Below are 17580 nucleotides of genomic sequence, written 5' to 3' on the forward strand. Positions count from 1 at the left end.
ACAGATTCCCCCTATTTGGCAGCATTCGTCTATATTGTCTTGCTACCGTACTTTAATAATTCTATTTTTCTCTATTAACTATCTATTATTTCAGTGATCCTCTCATCACACCGCCAATAATCCATTTTTGTGCAAAGATATAGATAATAATCATTGGCAACATCGCCATTAAATAAGATGCAAAGGCTAAGTTATAATCCGTACTAAACTGTCCTTGAAATGCATATTGCACTAACGGTAATGTATATTGGCTTGAATCACTTAAAATAACGAGTGGTAACATGAAGTCATTCCAAGCAAACAATGCGGTTAAGATTGCAACTGTTGCGTGCATTGGCTTCATAATCGGGAAAATAATCTTCCAGAATAACTGCCAGGTAGTTGCCCCATCAATAATGGCTGCTTCCTCTAATTGCACGGGAATTGATTTTAGAAAACCAACATACACGAATACATTAAAGGCTAATTGCATGACAACATTTAAAAAGGCAAGTCCGATTAAGTTATCCATCCCCCACATACTTGTTTGTTTTACAATTGGTAACATGATAATGGGAAATGGGATAAACATAGCGCTAATAAAATAGAAATATAGAAACTTATAAAACTTTTTATGCATATTTCTAGCAATGGCATATGCCACAAGCGAATGTGTTAGCAACACCAACACTACTGTGATCACGGTTACGAAAACACTGTTACCTAATGCTCTAAAGAAATTGGTCATCTCAATAGCGGTAATAAAGTTTGAAATCGACCAAGATTCTGGTAACGCTAATAAGTTCCGTGACATTTCTTGAGGTGTTTTAAACGCGATTGTTATCGTTAAATACAATGGAAAGAAAATAAATAGTGAACCAAGAATTAATAACGCTGTTACTTTCCAATTCTTTTTCCCTGTCATGTTACTTCACCTCTCTTCGTTCAAGAACACGTAATTGGATAAGAGAAATTACGACAATTACAATAAAGTAAACAACTGCATTGGCTGATTGGTAGGCGAATTCTCCACCCTCGAAACCACCGCGATAGATTAGTAACGAGATAGATTCAGTCGCTTGACCTGGCCCACCACCAGTTAAAGCAACAATTTGATCAAATGCCATTAAAAAGTTTTTCATGGCAACAACCATATTAATAGTGAAAAACGGTGCAATAAGCGGGAACGTTATTTTCCAAAACTTCTTCCACGATCCAGCCCCATCAATATCTGCTGCTTCGTATAACTCATTTTCAATCGTAGATAGTCCTGCTAAGTAAAGCAGTGTGTTAAATGCCGCAGACTGCCATACCGCAAGAATTACAACGCCTATCCATGCTAAGTCCGGATTCCCTAATATATTCGATGATAGCATTTCAATCCCTAGTGCTTTACCCATGTCAGGTAATAAATGTGTAAACATAAACTTGAAAATATAACCGACAATTAAAACACTTAGAATAAAGGGTAAGAAATAGGTCGCGCGTAATGTTTTTCGAAACTTAATATTTGCATTAAGTCCCATGGCAATCAGTAAACTAACAATATTTACAAGAATTGTTGCGGTTATAGCAAACTGAAAAGTAAAACCATATGCACTTAAAGCACGACCATCCTGAAACACATTGAAATAGTTTTTTAATCCTACGAAATCCCAATTACCATATCCTTTATAGTCAGTAAAACTATAAAATATCCCTTGTAGTGCTGGATATGTGTGAAAGGTGAAAAAGATGACAAATGCAGGAATAACCATTATTAGATAGGTATAATTTTTTTTCACCATGAAATGATCTCTCCTTTTAAAAATAAGGTAGGGGCTTTTTTAGAAAAGGCCCCCAAACCTTTAGCGATTTATTACTTTATCCCACTCAGCATCTAAAGTTTCTAGTGCTGCTTCCTTATCCTTTTTAATAAGAAAGTCTTGTACCAGGTTTTCCGCTCCCATGCCAGCTGGATAGTAATGATCAGGAAAGCTAGTTAAACGGTCTTCTTCAAAATTCACTTTAATTCCATCAAACACTGGATCTTCTTGGAATACTCCCTGAATGGCTGAGAATGCTTTTTGTTCTTCAATATAGCGCTGTGCTGTTTCTTGACTAGCCATAAACTCAATAAACTGCAATGCTTCTTCTTTATGATCTGTATCCTCATTAACAGTTAACACTACATCGACACCAGACACTAAGTCGTTTTCTTCTGCTTCATTATTGGAAGGTAGTGCAAATGTTCCTAACTCCACATCAGGATTTGCTTTTACAATCTCAGGAATTGCCCAGTTCCCTTGAATATAAAAGACCCCTTCACCATTAGCGAATGCCGTGTTACCGTCACTATAGCCAATTCCAAAGTTATCCGCATGTCCATAATCTAGTAACTCTAACATTCTATCAGCAACAACATTATATTCTTCTACCATTGTTACTTGTCCTGCATTTTTTCGCTCTGCAAAGTCGTCAGCAACTAGGTTACCTGCAACACCATTCCATATTGGCATCGCTGTCCATGCTTCTTGTAGTGTAAAGTAAATTGGCGTTTCACCAGCTTCTTTTGCTGTCTCTAATGCTGCAATAAACTCATCCCAAGTTTTTGGAATATCTATCCCTAATTCTTCTGCTTTTTCTTTGTTATAGATAACCGTATTGGCGTTTGTTGCATAAGGGATTCCATATGCTCCTTCTTCCTCAGATCCTACTAACTGGCCAAGCATATCTACATAAGAAGATTGCACTTCTCCAAGAACCTCTGAATCAGTAAAGTCATGGAATACACCAGCACGAGCTAATTCACCATAAGTGGCATTTCCGCCTAAAGACATAATATCTGGCAAATCATTCTTCGTTAATCTCGTTTTTATGACGGTTTCCGCTTCTGGCGGTGCTTCTAACTCGATATTGATATTTGGATTCTGTTCCTCAAATTCTTCAATTAACCCGTTATAAGTATCAATACTTTCAGATTTATTGGAAAAAAGCTCTAATGTTACTTCTCCATCTCCACTTCCTCCATCAGAGCCACAACCAGTTAATAATAAAAACGTACCTAATCCAAGTGCAACTAATCCTTTTGTTATTTTTCTCATTCTTAACCCTCCATATATTATGATCTTTAACGTAAACGTTTACGTTAAATGCGTGAGTAAACGTTTACGTTATGTGTAAAGGAACACGTTATCACGATAGTTCCTTCACACTTTGTCTTTCTACTATTTCATGAGGAAATATACGACTTTCTACAGATCTATTTGATTCCATCATTTCAAATACGAGTTCAGCTGATTTCTTTCCCATTTCTACTAAAGGCTGTGCGACAGTTGTTAAAGGTGGTGTACTCATTTCTGCTATTCTGAGATTATCATAGCCAATTACCGACAACTGATCAGGTACATGGATGTTCATTTTATAAGCAGCTGAAAGGATACCTAATGCCACTTCATCACTGGCTGCAAAAACAGCCGTCATTTCCGGAAACTGGTCAATCAGTTTATGAAAACCATTTACGCCATCCTCAAAATTAAAGCCTTCTGTTACAATCCATTCATCTTTTACTGATAATTCATACGCTTTCATTGCTGCCATAAACCCATCAATCCTTGGTTGACCAGCTATGATGTCCCCTCTTCTCCCACTAATCATGCCAATTTTTCGATGACCTTTTTTAATTAGATATTCTGTTGCGCTGTATGCAGCACGACGGTCACTTACTTTGACATATGGTACAGGGAAATCAAAGGATTCAGTAGATAGCAGTACCATCGGTATATCCATATCCTTAATGATTTGATAATAGTCTTTCTTAAGCACTTCACTCGTAAAGACGATACCATCGATCTGCTTTTCTTTTAATACTTGTAAGTATTGCCTCGTTTTTTGCCCTTGGGATTCCGTGTGACAAACGATGACACTAGAACCATAATCATGGGTAACATGTTCAATCCCACTAATGAACTCGGACATTAGCATACTAGAAATCTCTGGAACTAATACTCCTATTGTATGAGTACGTTTACTAATTAATCCTCGAGCTAACCCGTTCGGATGATAACCAAGTTCTTGTATAACTTGTAGAACTTTTTGTTCTGTCTCTTTCGAATAGCCTGGTTTATTATTTACAATCCTTGAAACGGTTGCAATAGATACATTTGCTTTTTTGGCTACATCCTTAATTGTAATTGTCATGTTCGATACTCCTTCTAAACCCCGTAAACGTTTACGTAAATTATAATAGCATGGAAAGAAAGGGATTTCAATATTAAATTTTGAATTGTTTATTTTATCTTATTCTCCATATGCGTTTCACTAACTACTTCATCTATGCAACTTCAAACGTAGTAATTTGTTTTTGATATAAATTGCTTGAGTGTATTTTACGTTTAAAAATGCATAGAGGTATGCCCTCTATGCGATTTGTTAACTGTCCTATTTAATTTTACAACACTTTCGACAAAAACGCTTGAGTTCTTTCGTTTTGCGGATGATTAAATAATTCATCTGGTGTTCCTTGTTCGACGATAAAACCTTCGTCCATAAAGATGACACGATCGGCAACTTCCTTGGCGAATCCCATTTCATGTGTCACAATAATCATCGTCATACCTTCTTCAGCCAAATCTTTCATAACCTGAAGGACTTCTCCGACCATTTCAGGGTCTAGAGCCGAAGTAGGCTCGTCAAACAACATAATGTGCGGTTCCATAGCTAAAGCACGAGCAATAGCTACCCGTTGTTTTTGCCCGCCAGACAAGTTATCAGGATATACCTCGGCTTTGTCTACCAATCCAACTTTATCAAGTAACTGTGTTCCTAATTCATTTGCTTCTGATTCTGTTTTGCCTTTTAATTTTTTTGGTCCCAACGTAATGTTTTCCATTACCGTCATATGTGGGAACAAATTGAATTGTTGGAACACCATTCCCATTCTTTGGCGCAACTCATTAATATTAGTTTTGGGAGCAGTAAGGTTGTCCCCTTCGATCAAAATATCGCCACCTGTTGGTTCCTCTAACAGGTTCATGCAACGTAAAAGTGTACTTTTCCCTGAACCTGAAGGACCGATAACACACACTACTTCTTGTGATTGAACATCGATATTTATATCTTTCAGAACCTCTAACTTACCAAATGATTTCTTAAGATTTTGTACTTCAATCATTCTCATGCGACATCTAATCTCCTTTCAAGCCAACGAGCGAATAGGCTTAATGAATAAATAATGACAAAATATAGTACTCCAACTGCGAATAATATTTCGAAAGCACGGTAATTAGCTGCATAAATCGATTGGCCAGATAAAGTAAGCTCGGCTAACCCAATGGCAGAAAGGAGTGAAGTATCTTTAATACTTACAATAAATTGGTTGACAATTGCGGGGATCATGCGCTTTATTGCTTGAGGTAAGATGATTAAACGCATCGTTTGTGCATAAGAAAAGCCAATTGTTCTTCCGGCTTCCATTTGTCCTTTATCGATAGAATTTATTCCAGCACGGAAAATTTCGACTAAATAGGCTGCAGCATTGACCGTTATCGCAATCACACCTGCGGAAAACGCTGTTAAATCAATATCGATTACACTTGGTAAACCAAAATAAATAAATAATATTTGGACGAGTAATGGTGTTCCACGAATGATATCTACAAAAGCAGTGGAAAATCCCCTTAAGATTCTACTCTTTGTTATACTACATACACCTAATATCAATCCAATAAACATGGCAAGAATAAGTGATATAACTGTAATTTCTATTGTTACACCCATCCCTCTTAATAGAGTGGGTAATCCCTCAAGAATAACCTCTATAGTTTCCATAATAACTGGTATCCCTCTTTCTTTTAGAAAAGCGCAGAGCGTCCATTTAGAAACGTAGTGACTGGAGTGAATCAACTGAGATAAAGGAATCACGGTGAGCAAGTGACGCGATGATGACTTTCACCTAAAGGTATAAGTGCGACTAAGCCTCTGGTTTCACCAATCGGCAAGTCTTCTTTATCGTAGGGCGATTCGTGAAGTCGCCTAGTTTCTGGGCGCTCGGAGCTAGACATCTACGCTAATTTTATACTTTCTTTTAGAAAAGGTGTGACAAGAAGCGCCACACCTTTTTATTGAATCATAATTTTTACGTTAATGATTATTCAGAAAAATATTCGCTATAAAGCTCGTCAAACTCACCACTATCTTTGAGCTCTTGAAGACCTGTGTTGATTTTTTCTACTAGTTCTTCACTTCCTTTAGAAATGGCTACTCCATAGTCCTCACTTGGATACTTATCACCAACTAAGCGAAGTTCTGAATCTTCGCCATCCTGGTTGATTTTATAGGCAACACTAGGATAATCATTAATGACCGCATCGGCATTACCGTTTTCTAATTCCATATACATGGTCGCATCGTCTTGCAGTTTCGTTACCTCACCGTTATATTCTTCAGCCAGTTCGTTGGCTAATTCTAAACTGGATGTCCCTTGTTTTGCTACAATGGTTTTGCCTTCTAAATCTGCTTCTTCTTCAATATCACTATCTTCTAACGTAATTAAAGATAAACCAGATTCAAAATATGGATCGGAGAAATGGACAACTTCTAAACGATCCTCTCTAATTCCGATAGCTGATACGGCTGCGTCGACTTGATTCGCTTGAAGTGCTGGGATAATACCATCAAATTTCATGATCTCCCAGTTAACAGCCAAATCTGCCTTCTCAGCAATCGCCTCCACTAGCTCTACGTCAAAACCAGTTAATTCATCATCTACTTTATATTCAAATGGTGGATAGTCTTGCACCACAGCAACGGTAATCTCTTCTTTTGCTTCATCCGAAGCGTTACTATTATCTTCGTCACCTGTTCCACACCCTGCTAATGCAAATGCAATAATACCAACTAAAGCAATCATGACGATTTTATTAGCAAATGTGTCCTTCTTTTGTTTATTCATCAAGAATAAGCCTCCCACAAAAATTATTTGTTATCAAACGACTCTATCTATTTTATCGATATATTTAGATAGATCCAAATTACAATAATATTTGTTTATCATGATATGTTCATGTTTAGTCAGTTATGATGATTTATATGGTAGATTTTGCAGATATCCTCAGAGAGAGTTAGATATACTGGCATATCCTCTAATATTGAAGTAGGAGTAGGTATAACGTTTTCTCATATTTTACTTTATAAAGAAATACTATTAAAGAAAGTGGTGATAGTGAATAACACGGTTAGATTCACTAAATGCTCTAAGTTTACTATTATTAACAAAATGGATACAATAATTGCAAAAGGGAGAGGGAGAGTGATAGTAAATGAAATATATGAATACCTGGAACCTAGAAACAATTTTCACTGGCGGTACGAAATCCCAGGAACTACAAACGAAATTAACCGATATACATAAACATATAAATGAATACCAATCACTATTAACTAAATGGAATCATCGCCCAAAAACAGTAGATACATTTAAAACAATCTTAGATAAACAAGAGACTATTGAAAATGGATTATCCCAAGCTGCGACCTTTGTACAAATGTGGCATGATGCTTATATGAATGATGAACATGCCAATGTTGTAAAAGGACAAATTATGGAGCTGTATAGTGAGGTACAAAAGGCTACCAACACCTTTACGAAACAAATAGTTGAAATTGCAGAGGATGATTGGCAGCAACTATTAGAAGATAAAGATTTAAGTGAAGTTGCTTTTGCCTTAAATGAAATACGGAATAAAGGAAAACGTCTACTATCTGAAGACGAAGAAGAGCTAATTGCAGAGCTGAATAAAGATGGTTTGGCAGCATGGAGCGATTTATATGATACAGTCGTTTCGATTATGACGATTCCATTTACGGATTATAAAGGGAACACTACCGAACTATCTGTAGGCCAAGCAATGAATAGAATGTATGCTGATCCAGATCCTAAAGTGAGGAAGCAAATATTTGAAAATTGGGAAACGGCCTGGTCGAAGAATGGTCCCATTTTTGCTGATATTTTAAATCATTTAGATGGCTATCGGATTACATTACAAAACAAACATCAATATCAACACCACTTAGAAGAGCCTTTAGAATATAATCGGATGACCGAAGATTCTCTAAATGCGATGTGGTCAGCTGTTGCCAATAATAAGCAGCCATTCCTTGATTTTATCAGTCAAAAGGCAAAGCTATTAGGTATGGAGAAACTAGGTTGGCAGGATGTTGATGCTCCAATTGCTTTAGGTGATGTGAAGCCAACCGATTTTACATATGATCAAGCTTGTGACTTTGTCATTGATAACTTTGCCTCCTTTGGTCCAAAACTTGCTGATTTCGCCAAGCATGCATTAGAAAATCGTTGGGTCGAGGCCGAGAATAGACCAAATAAGCGACCGGGTGGATATTGTACGAGTCTGCCAGAGTTCAATGAATCACGTATTTTTATGACATTTACTGGTTCATCCTCTGATACAAGTACTTTAGCACATGAATTAGGTCATGCATTCCATAGCTATGTGATGAAAGATCTGCCAGCATTGAATCGAAACTATGCCATGAACGTCGCAGAAACAGCTAGTACGTTTGCAGAAACAATTATTAATAACGCAACGATTAAAAACGCAAAGACTGAGGAAGAAAAGATCGCATTATTAAACACGAAACTAGAAAATGCTACAGCCATGTTCATGAACATTCATGCTCGTTTCTTATTTGAAAACGCCTTTTATCAAGAACGCGCCAACGGTGTTGTGTCGGAAAAACGATTAAATGAATTAATGGTAGAAGCACAGAAGGAAGCATATGGGGATAGCTTAGCTAACTACCATCCACACTTCTGGAGTAGTAAGTTGCACTTCTTTATTGATGATATACCATTCTACAACTTCCCCTATACATTCGGATTCTTATTCAGCTTAGGCATCTATGCGAAATACTTAGAATCCCCTGAAGGCTTCGAAGATAGATATATTGCCTTATTACGTGATACTGGGTCAAGGAAGGTGGAAGACCTTGCAAAGAAACATCTTGGTGCGGATATTACGAAAGAAGATTTTTGGGCAGCTGGTATTCAATTAATGGCGAAGGATGCTGAAGAATTTATGCGATTAACAGAGAAGATCGAGCATTAATTCATTTATCGTTTTGCATTTAGTGGAGATATATACTTGTATCTCCACTATGTATCATTCTTACTAAGGTTTGCGTATTTCCTCTTCTCTAATTGTGCAAAACTTGGGCAAGTTCTTTTAAAGAATGGTACTGTCTAATTTGATAGTTCCTTCCTTCTTTATTTAAGTATCCTTTATCACAAAATTGTCTCAGCACATGCTGCAGGTGTCTGTAGGATACTCCTAAATAATCACAAACTGTAACATGTCTTTCCTTATAAACCCCTTGATCGGCGGTTTGCAAAATAAAATCAGCCAGCCTGTTTTCCAATGGGAATGCTAAGCTTTGTGTATACTTAGCCGCCATCTCTGTTGCCTTTACACTTAAAAACTTGGTTAATTCACGTAGAAATTTCGCATCTTCGAGCAATTGTTTGCGATAGTAATAGATCGGAAGTGCAAAACAAATCGTCTTCGTTGAAGCTTGAATCCCTTTTGTATAATAGACATCATGTAATAACTCCATTTCCCCAATGTATTCATTGGCATTGATAAAATTTATTAATGATACCTTTCCATTTTGATGGGTTATGTAAATCTTTGCTTTCCCCTCGATTACATAGAAAAGAAAATCTGGTCTCATGCTTTCTTGAATAATCCAATCATTACGTTGATATTCATGTACTTCGATAAAGTCCTCCACTGAAAAGGAAAATAAATGCGCAATAGAGTGCTCTTCTAAATAAACCTGCTTTTTCTTCCCTTTATATTTTTTCATCTATTCACCTCAAAATAAGAGATATCTCCTATTATTTCTTTATACCTCCATGATATCATGCATTTCATGAGGAGGATATATAATGAATACACAACGCTGGATGAGCTTGCATTTTTTTAGTTTCTTTTTAACATGGGGGATTTTTCTACCTTATTGGTCAGGTTGGATGATTCAAACAAAAGGGATATCTGTTTCTGAAGCTAGTTTGATCATGAGCTTAGGCTTGGTTGCAAGAGGGCTTTCAACTCTATTTGCCTTTCCTTATTTATCAGCGAAGGTAAGCAGTAAGAGGTTATTAAACATCATGGCAATTGGTACACTAGTTGCTATTGTCTATTATATACCGTCGAACTCGTTTGTCAGTTTGTTAATAGCAACCATTATTTTGCATCTATTTTATCCTATTTTGATGCCTGCGTTAGACAGTGTGGCAGGTGTCTTGGTTCAAAGCAAACAATTACAGCATTATGGAAGAAGTCGTCAATGGGGCTCTATTGGTTTTGTTTCCGTTGGGATGGTTTTGACCATTTTTACCGGATGGTTTGGCGATGAAATCATCTTGTGGGCACTATTACTTGGCATAATCGGATTCATGTCTCTTCAATTTATGCAAACACCAGATATCTTAGCGGAAAAGCCACCAAAAAACCAAACAAAAAAAGAAGGCATCCTACAATTATTCCGTATCAAACACTTCCCTTTGGTACTTATTATCGTTATTTTATTGCAAGCGGCACATGCAACCTATTACAACTATGGCTATATATTCTTACAAGAAATTCAAGCACCAACATACCTGATTGGTTTTATTATTAATATTGCTGTGATTGCAGAAATCATCTTCTTTTCCCTTGCAGATAAGAAATTCGATAAATTCTCTATCGGAGCTTTACTTACTATTGCGGCAATTGGTTCATCTGCGCGTTGGATATTAGTTTTTGCTTTTCCGAATGTAATTGTTTTCTGTATCGCGCAAACGTTACACGCATTATCGTTTGCGATGGCACATTACGCTTTTATGAAATACTTAATCCAAAACATTCCACATCTACAGATAGCAAAAGCACAAGGTATCTACTCTGCGTTAGCACTTAGCTGGAGTACCGCTATATTCACTATTTTAGGTGGCTATTTATACGAGATAGAGCCGAGATTGTCCTTTATTGGAATGATTTTATGTACGATTCCTGCGATGTTGCTTGCGCTTATGTACCGAAGATTGGAAAATAGAAAGGACATTTCGATTTAGCACTTTCTCATATCCAAAAGACAAGCTGCCCCAAATCATGGAGGCAGCTTGATTTATAGAATCTTCCGTTACTTTTTCTTACCCTTCGTAACAACTTCATAATCATACGCCGCACTTCCACCCTTACCAGGATCAGGTGCATAAGTAACCATCATTAATACTTGAGCGTATTGAGAGCTTCGTAGCATATCACGAAGATCTACCTTATCACTTTCACTCATATTGATTAGATCTGGGAATTGAATGACTTTGACATGATTGTCTTTCCCTTTAGCTTTCCCTTTCTTAAATCCAATAAACTGAACCTGATAATCAACATAATCCTCTGTTACTTGTTCTAAACTCATAAAACCATCAGTAGTTTCCGCAGCATCAATTAGCTCGTTATTTATTTGAAGGTTTGATACGTACCAACCTTCTTCATTATAACCCCAGTCTGTCATGTAACGAAATGCCAGATGAACCTTTTGACCAGCATATGGAGAAAGGTCGAAACTCTCAGTGGTCCAGCCATTTGAGCTTCCTGTGAATCCTGGTAAATTTTCTTTGATCGATGGATAGCCATCCTCTACTATATCACTACTTGTGTTTTCGTTTACTAAGGAAGTCCATGTCTGTCCATTATCTGTAGATACTTGGACAACACCAAAATCCCAATCTTCTTCTATATCATATTTGGTTTCAAACGATAGAACTGGATTTGTTTCACCTGTTAAATCAAGCTCTTTTATTAAGAAGTTATCTGCCTGGTCTCCTTCATTCCCCCAGAGAACCTCACCCTTATCCGGGTCACTTACTGTTGTCCAGTTGGTGCCAAGGAAATCGATACCTTTGAAATATAGATTGTCTAGCTTCTTGTCAGGTGTAATAAATTTCATATCCGTTCCCCATGCTGGCGCAATAGCTTCTAACTCTGAAGCAGCTTCTAGATTTGGGTTTAAGTCTATCGAGTCAAACTGATAGGTTTCACTATCACCTTGATATTTCCCATTTAACAATAAAGCTACCATAAAATCTTGATAAACTGCTTCAAAATCTCTATCGCTTCCCATTTCTTCTAGAATCGCATTAATACTATCAATACCTTGTAATTGACTTTTAAACTCTTTCTGGAGAAATTCTTGTCCGTATTGTTCATATAAATACAGTTGGAATAGATAGGAGACTCCATAGTCACCTAAAATTTGAAGGTCAGACTGATCCCCCCACTGTGTTAAGGAGTTTTTAAGGTTATTCATAAAGAAATCAACATGTGACGTGGAATGACCATATCCCACAAGATATTGCGCAAAGTCTGATAACCCTTCGTTGATGAAATTTTCTTCTGCTGGATCACTGTCATGATGAAGTAAATGTTGAAATTCATGTGCAAATGTTCCTTCATACAAGAAAGGTTTCTCAGCATCAGGACCTGTGCGGTTTGCCCAATCGAAACTATCAATTGTCATTACATTTCGATCGGTAAAATCACTAATCGTAGGGGAAAAATATCCGGCAATATAACTCGGATAATTCGGGTCATAATAATTATCATCTTTAATATTATCTATTAAAATTACAACACGCCCGGATTCGTCTTGATGATATTCAGGAAACATTGCCTGTTCTCCTGTTCTTTCATCAGGGGCATCGAAAAATTCAACTTCTTGTTCATATATATTCTCATCAAACTCATTTAAAAGATAGGTAACTTGTTCGTCGGTGATAGTAGTGACTCCATCAGCATTCCTTGGATCTCCTTCAGGATAATCAAGGTCGTTCGCTACCCATACTTCTCCATATTCCCCGACACCTTTAAGAGTAAATTCTGTTAATACATATTGTCCGGATGTATTATTAACCGTAACCCATGGTTTACTAATGCCTATATCATCCGGCGTAACGGTTGAAGATGTCTTAGCTTGTCCACTTTCTGCCGATTCCTCTTCACTTACATCAGCCTCACTAAAATCTACCTTTCCCTCCCTTAAGACCTCTTCTACCGTTTCCGATCGAAAATCTGGATCTACTTCCTGCACATCGGGATCTGGGTTATACCCTTTAACTTGCGCACTTACTGTTGAAGGGAAAAACAGACTACCTACTAGAATGGGAATAGATAAAATGGATACAACTTTTTTTGGTGTTTTCATTTTCATCCTCCTATTTTTTAAAAATATGAATAGTTCATATAGTATCAATAGATTCCCAAATATTTTGTCATAATTAGGCTAGTAGATTCGTTTTTTCATCGTTAAAATCTTGTAATTTTCAGCAACTATTTTATTCTTAGAATAGGAATCTTCATGTTTTGGAAAGAAATCTACTCGTTTTGCTAACGTACTATAAAGGAAATATGCGAAAATAGGGGATCATTCGTTGGAAATAAGGAATTTGTCAAAGAGGATGATTGCACATGGGTGGTATCTTTAGTGTTAAATGAGGCATGATTTTGATAAAGTGAGACTATGATTGAAAATCCTACTGACGGTTATAAAACGAATAAGGAGTGAATCAATATGCCAAACGATGAATTAGCAAAAAAAAGATGGCTTGCTATACCAGGTGACGTTCGCAAAAAGCTAGAAAGTAATGTGTTTTGTTCCAATTGTGGAGAAACGACAATTGTTGATTATGAGGTCGATTCTGTTAACCATACTATTATCTTAAAGGGTTATTGCAAAAAATGTAATGGAGAAGTTGCACGAGTGATTGACTAATGGTTCTATTCTATACTATTGAACAGCCTCTCCCCTTTCAGAACTTACTAAGTAAAGGGGAGAGGCGTGTATGTCTAGAATAAAAGGAAAAGTACCATCCGTTAACAAATTAGTTTTGCAATACCGTAATCCTTCCTTCTATTGTCTCATGAATGACATCTAAATCTTTAGCATACTCTATTAACACTTCTGCATCTGTACGAGCATTTGTTTCATCAACCACTAGCTCACTTCGACTAAACATTGTAAATCCGTCTCCACCATTAAAAATATAATTTGGCATTGCTACTGTATAGTTTTTTTGTAAGTCAAGCGGTTCATTATTTACCAAAATATGATCTACTCTTAATCCTTCTGGTTTATTTCGATGATAGGAATATTTTATACCTGATACTTGTAAAAAACCACCGCTCAAATTTTCTACATTGGATACGCCGTGTTCTAAAGCCGCTCGAATAGTATCTCCTGTAACAGTAGCCATAATCACTTTATTGCGAAACGGCAGAATCGAATAGGCATCTCGTAATGTGAATTCACCTGCTGGCACACTCGCTCGAATACCGCCACCATTCATCAACCCGATATCCGTTTTAAAATAAGAACGATAACTATCCGCAACGAAATTACCTATATTGGTTTCTTGATATCTTGACTCTTGGTTGATGAGTGGTGTTTCTAACTGTGCAATGGATTGTCCTAAATCCTCCTCCAGCTTTTCTTCGTAGTAATCTGCAAAAGCCTTTAATTCTGGATCTTCAGGCACGGTGTGATTAACTTTTATAACTTCTGGATTTAATCTTATATCCTTTCCCTTCTTATGAATATCCAATCGGATGATTGAACCGATATTACCTTCTGGAGCAAAGATATAACGATTATCGAATTCATATATAAAAGATTGATTTTCCGCTTTTTCCTCTGTAAAGACAGCATCAATTTCAGGAACAGCTGACAATAACTGCTTGTCCTTTTCTAAGCTTTCCTGTGTTAAAGCAATAATAACGTCCACTTTTTTCGCTCGCTGCATTTTTGCAACAGCGGTTTGGGCTGACTGAATCATATCCTGCTGTTCAACTTGATCATCAACTGTTGTCGTATCCATATCATCAGTTAGTCCGATTACTCCAATTTTAATTCCACGCTTATTAAAAATTTGATAAGTTGCCACATCGCCAAAAGGTTTACCTTCTGGATCTGTTAAGTTAGAAGAAATCCACGGAAACTCTGATTCCTTCATTAATTCTTTTGTTACTTGAGTACCGAAATCAAAATCGTGCTGACCAAAATTGGCAATATCAATATTAATTCGATTGAAAGCTTCTACAATAGGAAATCCTTGATATACTCCACCGAATAGTGTTCCTCCTCCTAAGTCACCACCAAAGGCTACAACTGTATGCTTATTCTCTTCTCGTACTTTGTCAATAGCAGTTTTTAGCCTCGCCACTCCACCTCGGTCCCTGAAATCGTTTACAACCGGACTCACTTCATGAGCATCATTAAAATAGAGTATTGTTGCTTTTCTAGAGTTATCCTTTGCCTCAAGATTTAACTCATTGGTCATAAAAGAGCTCATCATTACAACCATGAATAACAGAACGAAAACAAGCCTTCTCATAATTCTACCTCTCCCTCTCTATTATTTCTTAATGAAATTCTAGCAAATGAATGTTAAATAATAGTTAGGTTCTTGTGAAATTTTATGGTGCAAAAGAAGTAATTTTGTTCTTATTTTCTTTCAGAGGGTTGGAAGGAAATTGCTTTTCTACGGCCTGCTAAATGATTACTCATTTAATGATTTATCCACTTAATACCAATGCATACTTTTCCATTCTTCTTATAATGTTACAGTTTGCCACTCATTTTCAATATCTTTTACGGACTTTTTGTAAACTCCTGCTTTATCAACTTGAAATTATTCTGCATTATCCTTATACAATGCTTCCATCGACTTCCCTATTTCCTCGATATAAGCCTCTTCTTCCGGAGTTAAGATGGTTGGAAACTTAAAATCCATTTCATCAGGTTCCATCAATTCTTGAGCTTTTTCAAGCTGCTCCTGCAACTCTTCTTTATTATCGACATGTTTCGTTGCTAATTCAGTCAATTTCACGAGCAGATCAAAGGCTTCAGGGGATTGAGGAGAGACACCTTGTTTCATCAATTCTTTCAAACTAGCTAGCCAGTCTAACATTTCCATATCTATCTGTTGCCGCTGATCTTTAGGAAGAGAATAAAATTGATCAGCGATATCCTCTGAAAAATATTCTTTCATCCACTCTCTTTGATCTTGTTCATGTTCGATTTGGAAAAGGAGAGAGCTTAATACCGTCCATGTAATTGGTGCTCCTTCTCTTATTAAGAATTGTACACGCTCTACTGCTTCGATGGCTCGATTTAATTCGTCTCTTTTTTCTGTCAGAAGCTTATGTTGCCATGGTAACGACTTCTCTAATTGAATAAATGTATTCGTATCATTTTCAATTAAGTTCTTAATCTCCTGCAAAGAATAGCCTAATAATTTTAACGACTGAATTTGCTGCAACTTCACCAATTCCGCTAATCCATACAGCCTATGACCAGAGCTGTTTTGTTGTTTTGGTATTAATAATCCTAGTTCCTCATAAAACCGTAATGTTCTTACCGTTATCCTTGCTCGTTTACTAAATTCACCAATTGTAAAAGCAGGTTCATTATTTCCCATGAACGATCCCTCCATCATTATTATAATTTTAGATTAGCACATGACGTAACGGAGGGAGCAAGCCCAAAAAAATTAATTTATCATTATTTTTTTCAAATATACAATTGAATCACAATTATCAATTAAATCTAGTTGATAGATTCCCTATTAATGTTACCAATCAATTCCATTTTGTAGAAGTGCGGAATTTGGTTGACTTTCCCTTTTATTCCTTTAAAATGGAAATCAACACAAAAAAGGAGTGATTCTATCAATTTTTTCAAAAAAATAAGTATGGTACTAGCTTTGATTCTTGCATTAGGATTATTTTCTGATCTATCAGGTGTTTTTTCTACTAATACAGTAGAAGCAGCTGATTATGAATTAACAGACTGGAAATATCATCATACAACCAAAAGTAGTACTAGAGTTGAACGGGTAGTAGTTCTGGCTGGTTCAGTATTAGGTACTATTACAATACCAGAGCCATATACGAAATCTAGATCAGCTGTGCAATTTGGTCACGGAATTTATCAGATATTCCGCGGAGATGATGTTTATACTACTACTAAGACTTATAGAAAGTTTGCGGAGACTGGTACTTATTTTAAACCGATTGCCGCTGAGAAGAGTGTAACTTACATTTACAAAGATTCTGATAGAACAAAACTTATAGATACAGTAACTCAGATTCACAAAACACATTATTATAATTAATTCATTTCAAAGGACTAACTAAATAAAAGCAACGAATATTATCAATTCAATATGAATTTGAGCACGGCATATAGGCATGATGATTAATTTTATAAAATTAATCATCATGCTTTTTTATAGCTTAAAACTTAATATTATGACTCTATACTAAATGTAGTAATTTTAAAAGGTTTCAACAACCAATATATGGAATGAAAAAATGCAAGTAATTTCTCAATCAGTACTTAAAATAGCTAACCAATTACTTTTTTTGTTACAATTACACACAAACACTACTTTTATACAAGTACCCATTCGTTAGTGTTACTATTTTATAAAGTTATTTTATACTGACGTGTTTCCCATTTACAAGATAACGTTGTTTCAACGAAAGTAATCCAAGCGGAGTGTGA

15 protein-coding genes and 1 pseudogene are annotated in these 17580 nt (G+C 36.3%); 4 read left to right on the plus strand and 12 right to left on the minus strand.

Annotated features, from left to right (window positions below):
- Positions 1 to 85 precede the first annotated feature (85 nt).
- From D569_RS0108195 to D569_RS0108225, 7 genes are all read right to left on the minus strand, one after another.
- Entirely contained in the window at positions 86 to 904 is an 819-nt protein-coding gene (locus D569_RS0108195; RefSeq protein WP_018931935.1) for a carbohydrate ABC transporter permease, read from the minus strand.
- Between the two features lies 1 nt (position 905).
- Positions 906 to 1766, minus strand: a complete 861-nt coding sequence (locus D569_RS0108200) for a carbohydrate ABC transporter permease (RefSeq protein WP_018931936.1) — start codon at positions 1764 to 1766, stop codon at positions 906 to 908.
- A gap of 60 nt (positions 1767 to 1826) precedes the next feature.
- Positions 1827 to 3062, minus strand: a complete 1236-nt coding sequence (locus D569_RS0108205) for an ABC transporter substrate-binding protein (RefSeq protein WP_018931937.1) — start codon at positions 3060 to 3062, stop codon at positions 1827 to 1829.
- A 91-nt stretch (positions 3063 to 3153) separates the two neighbouring features.
- The gene (locus tag D569_RS0108210) at positions 3154 to 4158 is read right to left on the minus strand and encodes a LacI family DNA-binding transcriptional regulator (RefSeq protein ID WP_018931938.1); all 1005 of its coding nucleotides are present in this window, start codon (positions 4156 to 4158) and stop codon (positions 3154 to 3156) included.
- 250 nt (positions 4159 to 4408) lie between these two features.
- Positions 4409 to 5131, minus strand: a complete 723-nt coding sequence (locus D569_RS0108215) for an amino acid ABC transporter ATP-binding protein (RefSeq protein ID WP_026287263.1) — start codon at positions 5129 to 5131, stop codon at positions 4409 to 4411.
- 2 nt (positions 5132 to 5133) lie between these two features.
- Complete coding sequence (locus D569_RS0108220) at positions 5134 to 5787, minus strand: amino acid ABC transporter permease (RefSeq protein WP_018931940.1); 654 nt, start codon at positions 5785 to 5787, stop codon at positions 5134 to 5136.
- Between the two features lie 319 nt (positions 5788 to 6106).
- Entirely contained in the window at positions 6107 to 6910 is an 804-nt protein-coding gene (locus tag D569_RS0108225; RefSeq protein WP_018931941.1) for a transporter substrate-binding domain-containing protein, read from the minus strand.
- 367 nt (positions 6911 to 7277) lie between these two features.
- On the opposite strand from D569_RS0108225, the gene D569_RS0108230 reads away from it, so the two are divergent.
- The gene (locus D569_RS0108230) at positions 7278 to 9083 is read left to right on the plus strand and encodes a M3 family oligoendopeptidase (protein ID WP_018931942.1); all 1806 of its coding nucleotides are present in this window, start codon (positions 7278 to 7280) and stop codon (positions 9081 to 9083) included.
- A gap of 88 nt (positions 9084 to 9171) precedes the next feature.
- Here D569_RS0108230 and yeiL read toward each other — a convergent pair whose 3' ends face one another.
- The gene (gene yeiL / locus D569_RS0108235) at positions 9172 to 9840 is read right to left on the minus strand and encodes a transcriptional regulator YeiL (protein ID WP_018931943.1); all 669 of its coding nucleotides are present in this window, start codon (positions 9838 to 9840) and stop codon (positions 9172 to 9174) included.
- An 82-nt stretch (positions 9841 to 9922) separates the two neighbouring features.
- On the opposite strand from yeiL, the gene D569_RS0108240 reads away from it, so the two are divergent.
- Positions 9923 to 11089, plus strand: coding sequence for an MFS transporter (locus tag D569_RS0108240; RefSeq protein WP_018931944.1), 1167 nt, complete (start codon positions 9923 to 9925; stop codon positions 11087 to 11089).
- Positions 11090 to 11157: 68 nt separating this feature from the next.
- Here D569_RS0108240 and D569_RS22695 read toward each other — a convergent pair whose 3' ends face one another.
- On the minus strand, positions 11158 to 13221 hold the full coding sequence (locus D569_RS22695; RefSeq protein WP_018931945.1) for a choice-of-anchor J domain-containing protein: 2064 nt from the start codon (positions 13219 to 13221) through the stop codon (positions 11158 to 11160).
- A 366-nt stretch (positions 13222 to 13587) separates the two neighbouring features.
- On the opposite strand from D569_RS22695, the gene D569_RS0108250 reads away from it, so the two are divergent.
- Positions 13588 to 13788, plus strand: a complete 201-nt coding sequence (locus D569_RS0108250; RefSeq protein ID WP_018931946.1) for an ADP-ribosylation factor GTPase-activating family protein — start codon at positions 13588 to 13590, stop codon at positions 13786 to 13788.
- A gap of 109 nt (positions 13789 to 13897) precedes the next feature.
- Here the strand turns inward: D569_RS0108250 and D569_RS0108255 are convergent, their stop codons facing one another.
- Positions 13898 to 15406: a bifunctional metallophosphatase/5'-nucleotidase gene (locus D569_RS0108255; protein WP_018931947.1), complete on the minus strand. Its 1509-nt coding sequence runs from the start codon at positions 15404 to 15406 to the stop codon at positions 13898 to 13900.
- Positions 15407 to 15703: 297 nt separating this feature from the next.
- Positions 15704 to 16492 carry a MerR family transcriptional regulator gene (locus tag D569_RS0108260; RefSeq protein ID WP_018931948.1) on the minus strand — a complete coding sequence of 263 codons (789 nt, stop codon included), beginning with the start codon at positions 16490 to 16492 and terminating at the stop codon, positions 15704 to 15706.
- Positions 16493 to 16765: 273 nt separating this feature from the next.
- On the opposite strand from D569_RS0108260, the gene D569_RS0108265 reads away from it, so the two are divergent.
- Positions 16766 to 17188: a hypothetical protein gene (locus D569_RS0108265; protein ID WP_018931949.1), complete on the plus strand. Its 423-nt coding sequence runs from the start codon at positions 16766 to 16768 to the stop codon at positions 17186 to 17188.
- A 216-nt stretch (positions 17189 to 17404) separates the two neighbouring features.
- Here the strand turns inward: D569_RS0108265 and D569_RS25120 are convergent.
- Positions 17405 to 17555 (minus strand): annotated as a pseudogene (locus D569_RS25120) (IS4 family transposase); the annotation flags it as partial.
- Positions 17556 to 17580: the final 25 nt, after the last annotated feature.

The organism is Gracilibacillus lacisalsi DSM 19029 (assembly GCF_000377765.1).
GTDB classification, from domain to species: domain Bacteria; phylum Bacillota; class Bacilli; order Bacillales; family Amphibacillaceae; genus Gracilibacillus; species Gracilibacillus lacisalsi.

Excerpts from the sequence above, each read along its gene's own strand:
- D569_RS0108195 (WP_018931935.1), bottom strand. The coding sequence starts at position 904 with ATGACAGGGAAAAAGAATTGGAAAGTAACAGCGTTATTAATTCTTGGT.
- D569_RS0108200 (WP_018931936.1), bottom strand. The coding sequence starts at position 1,766 with ATGGTGAAAAAAAATTATACCTATCTAATAATGGTTATTCCTGCATTT.
- D569_RS0108205 (WP_018931937.1), bottom strand. The coding sequence starts at position 3,062 with ATGAGAAAAATAACAAAAGGATTAGTTGCACTTGGATTAGGTACGTTT.
- D569_RS0108210 (WP_018931938.1), bottom strand. The coding sequence starts at position 4,158 with ATGACAATTACAATTAAGGATGTAGCCAAAAAAGCAAATGTATCTATT.
- D569_RS0108215 (WP_026287263.1), bottom strand. The coding sequence starts at position 5,131 with ATGATTGAAGTACAAAATCTTAAGAAATCATTTGGTAAGTTAGAGGTT.
- D569_RS0108220 (WP_018931940.1), bottom strand. The coding sequence starts at position 5,787 with ATGGAAACTATAGAGGTTATTCTTGAGGGATTACCCACTCTATTAAGA.
- D569_RS0108225 (WP_018931941.1), bottom strand. The coding sequence starts at position 6,910 with ATGAATAAACAAAAGAAGGACACATTTGCTAATAAAATCGTCATGATT.
- D569_RS0108230 (WP_018931942.1), top strand. The coding sequence starts at position 7,278 with ATGAAATATATGAATACCTGGAACCTAGAAACAATTTTCACTGGCGGT.
- yeiL (WP_018931943.1), bottom strand. The coding sequence starts at position 9,840 with ATGAAAAAATATAAAGGGAAGAAAAAGCAGGTTTATTTAGAAGAGCAC.
- D569_RS0108240 (WP_018931944.1), top strand. The coding sequence starts at position 9,923 with ATGAATACACAACGCTGGATGAGCTTGCATTTTTTTAGTTTCTTTTTA.
- D569_RS22695 (WP_018931945.1), bottom strand. The coding sequence starts at position 13,221 with ATGAAAACACCAAAAAAAGTTGTATCCATTTTATCTATTCCCATTCTA.
- D569_RS0108250 (WP_018931946.1), top strand. The coding sequence starts at position 13,588 with ATGCCAAACGATGAATTAGCAAAAAAAAGATGGCTTGCTATACCAGGT.
- D569_RS0108255 (WP_018931947.1), bottom strand. The coding sequence starts at position 15,406 with ATGAGAAGGCTTGTTTTCGTTCTGTTATTCATGGTTGTAATGATGAGC.
- D569_RS0108260 (WP_018931948.1), bottom strand. The coding sequence starts at position 16,492 with ATGGGAAATAATGAACCTGCTTTTACAATTGGTGAATTTAGTAAACGA.
- D569_RS0108265 (WP_018931949.1), top strand. The coding sequence starts at position 16,766 with ATGGTACTAGCTTTGATTCTTGCATTAGGATTATTTTCTGATCTATCA.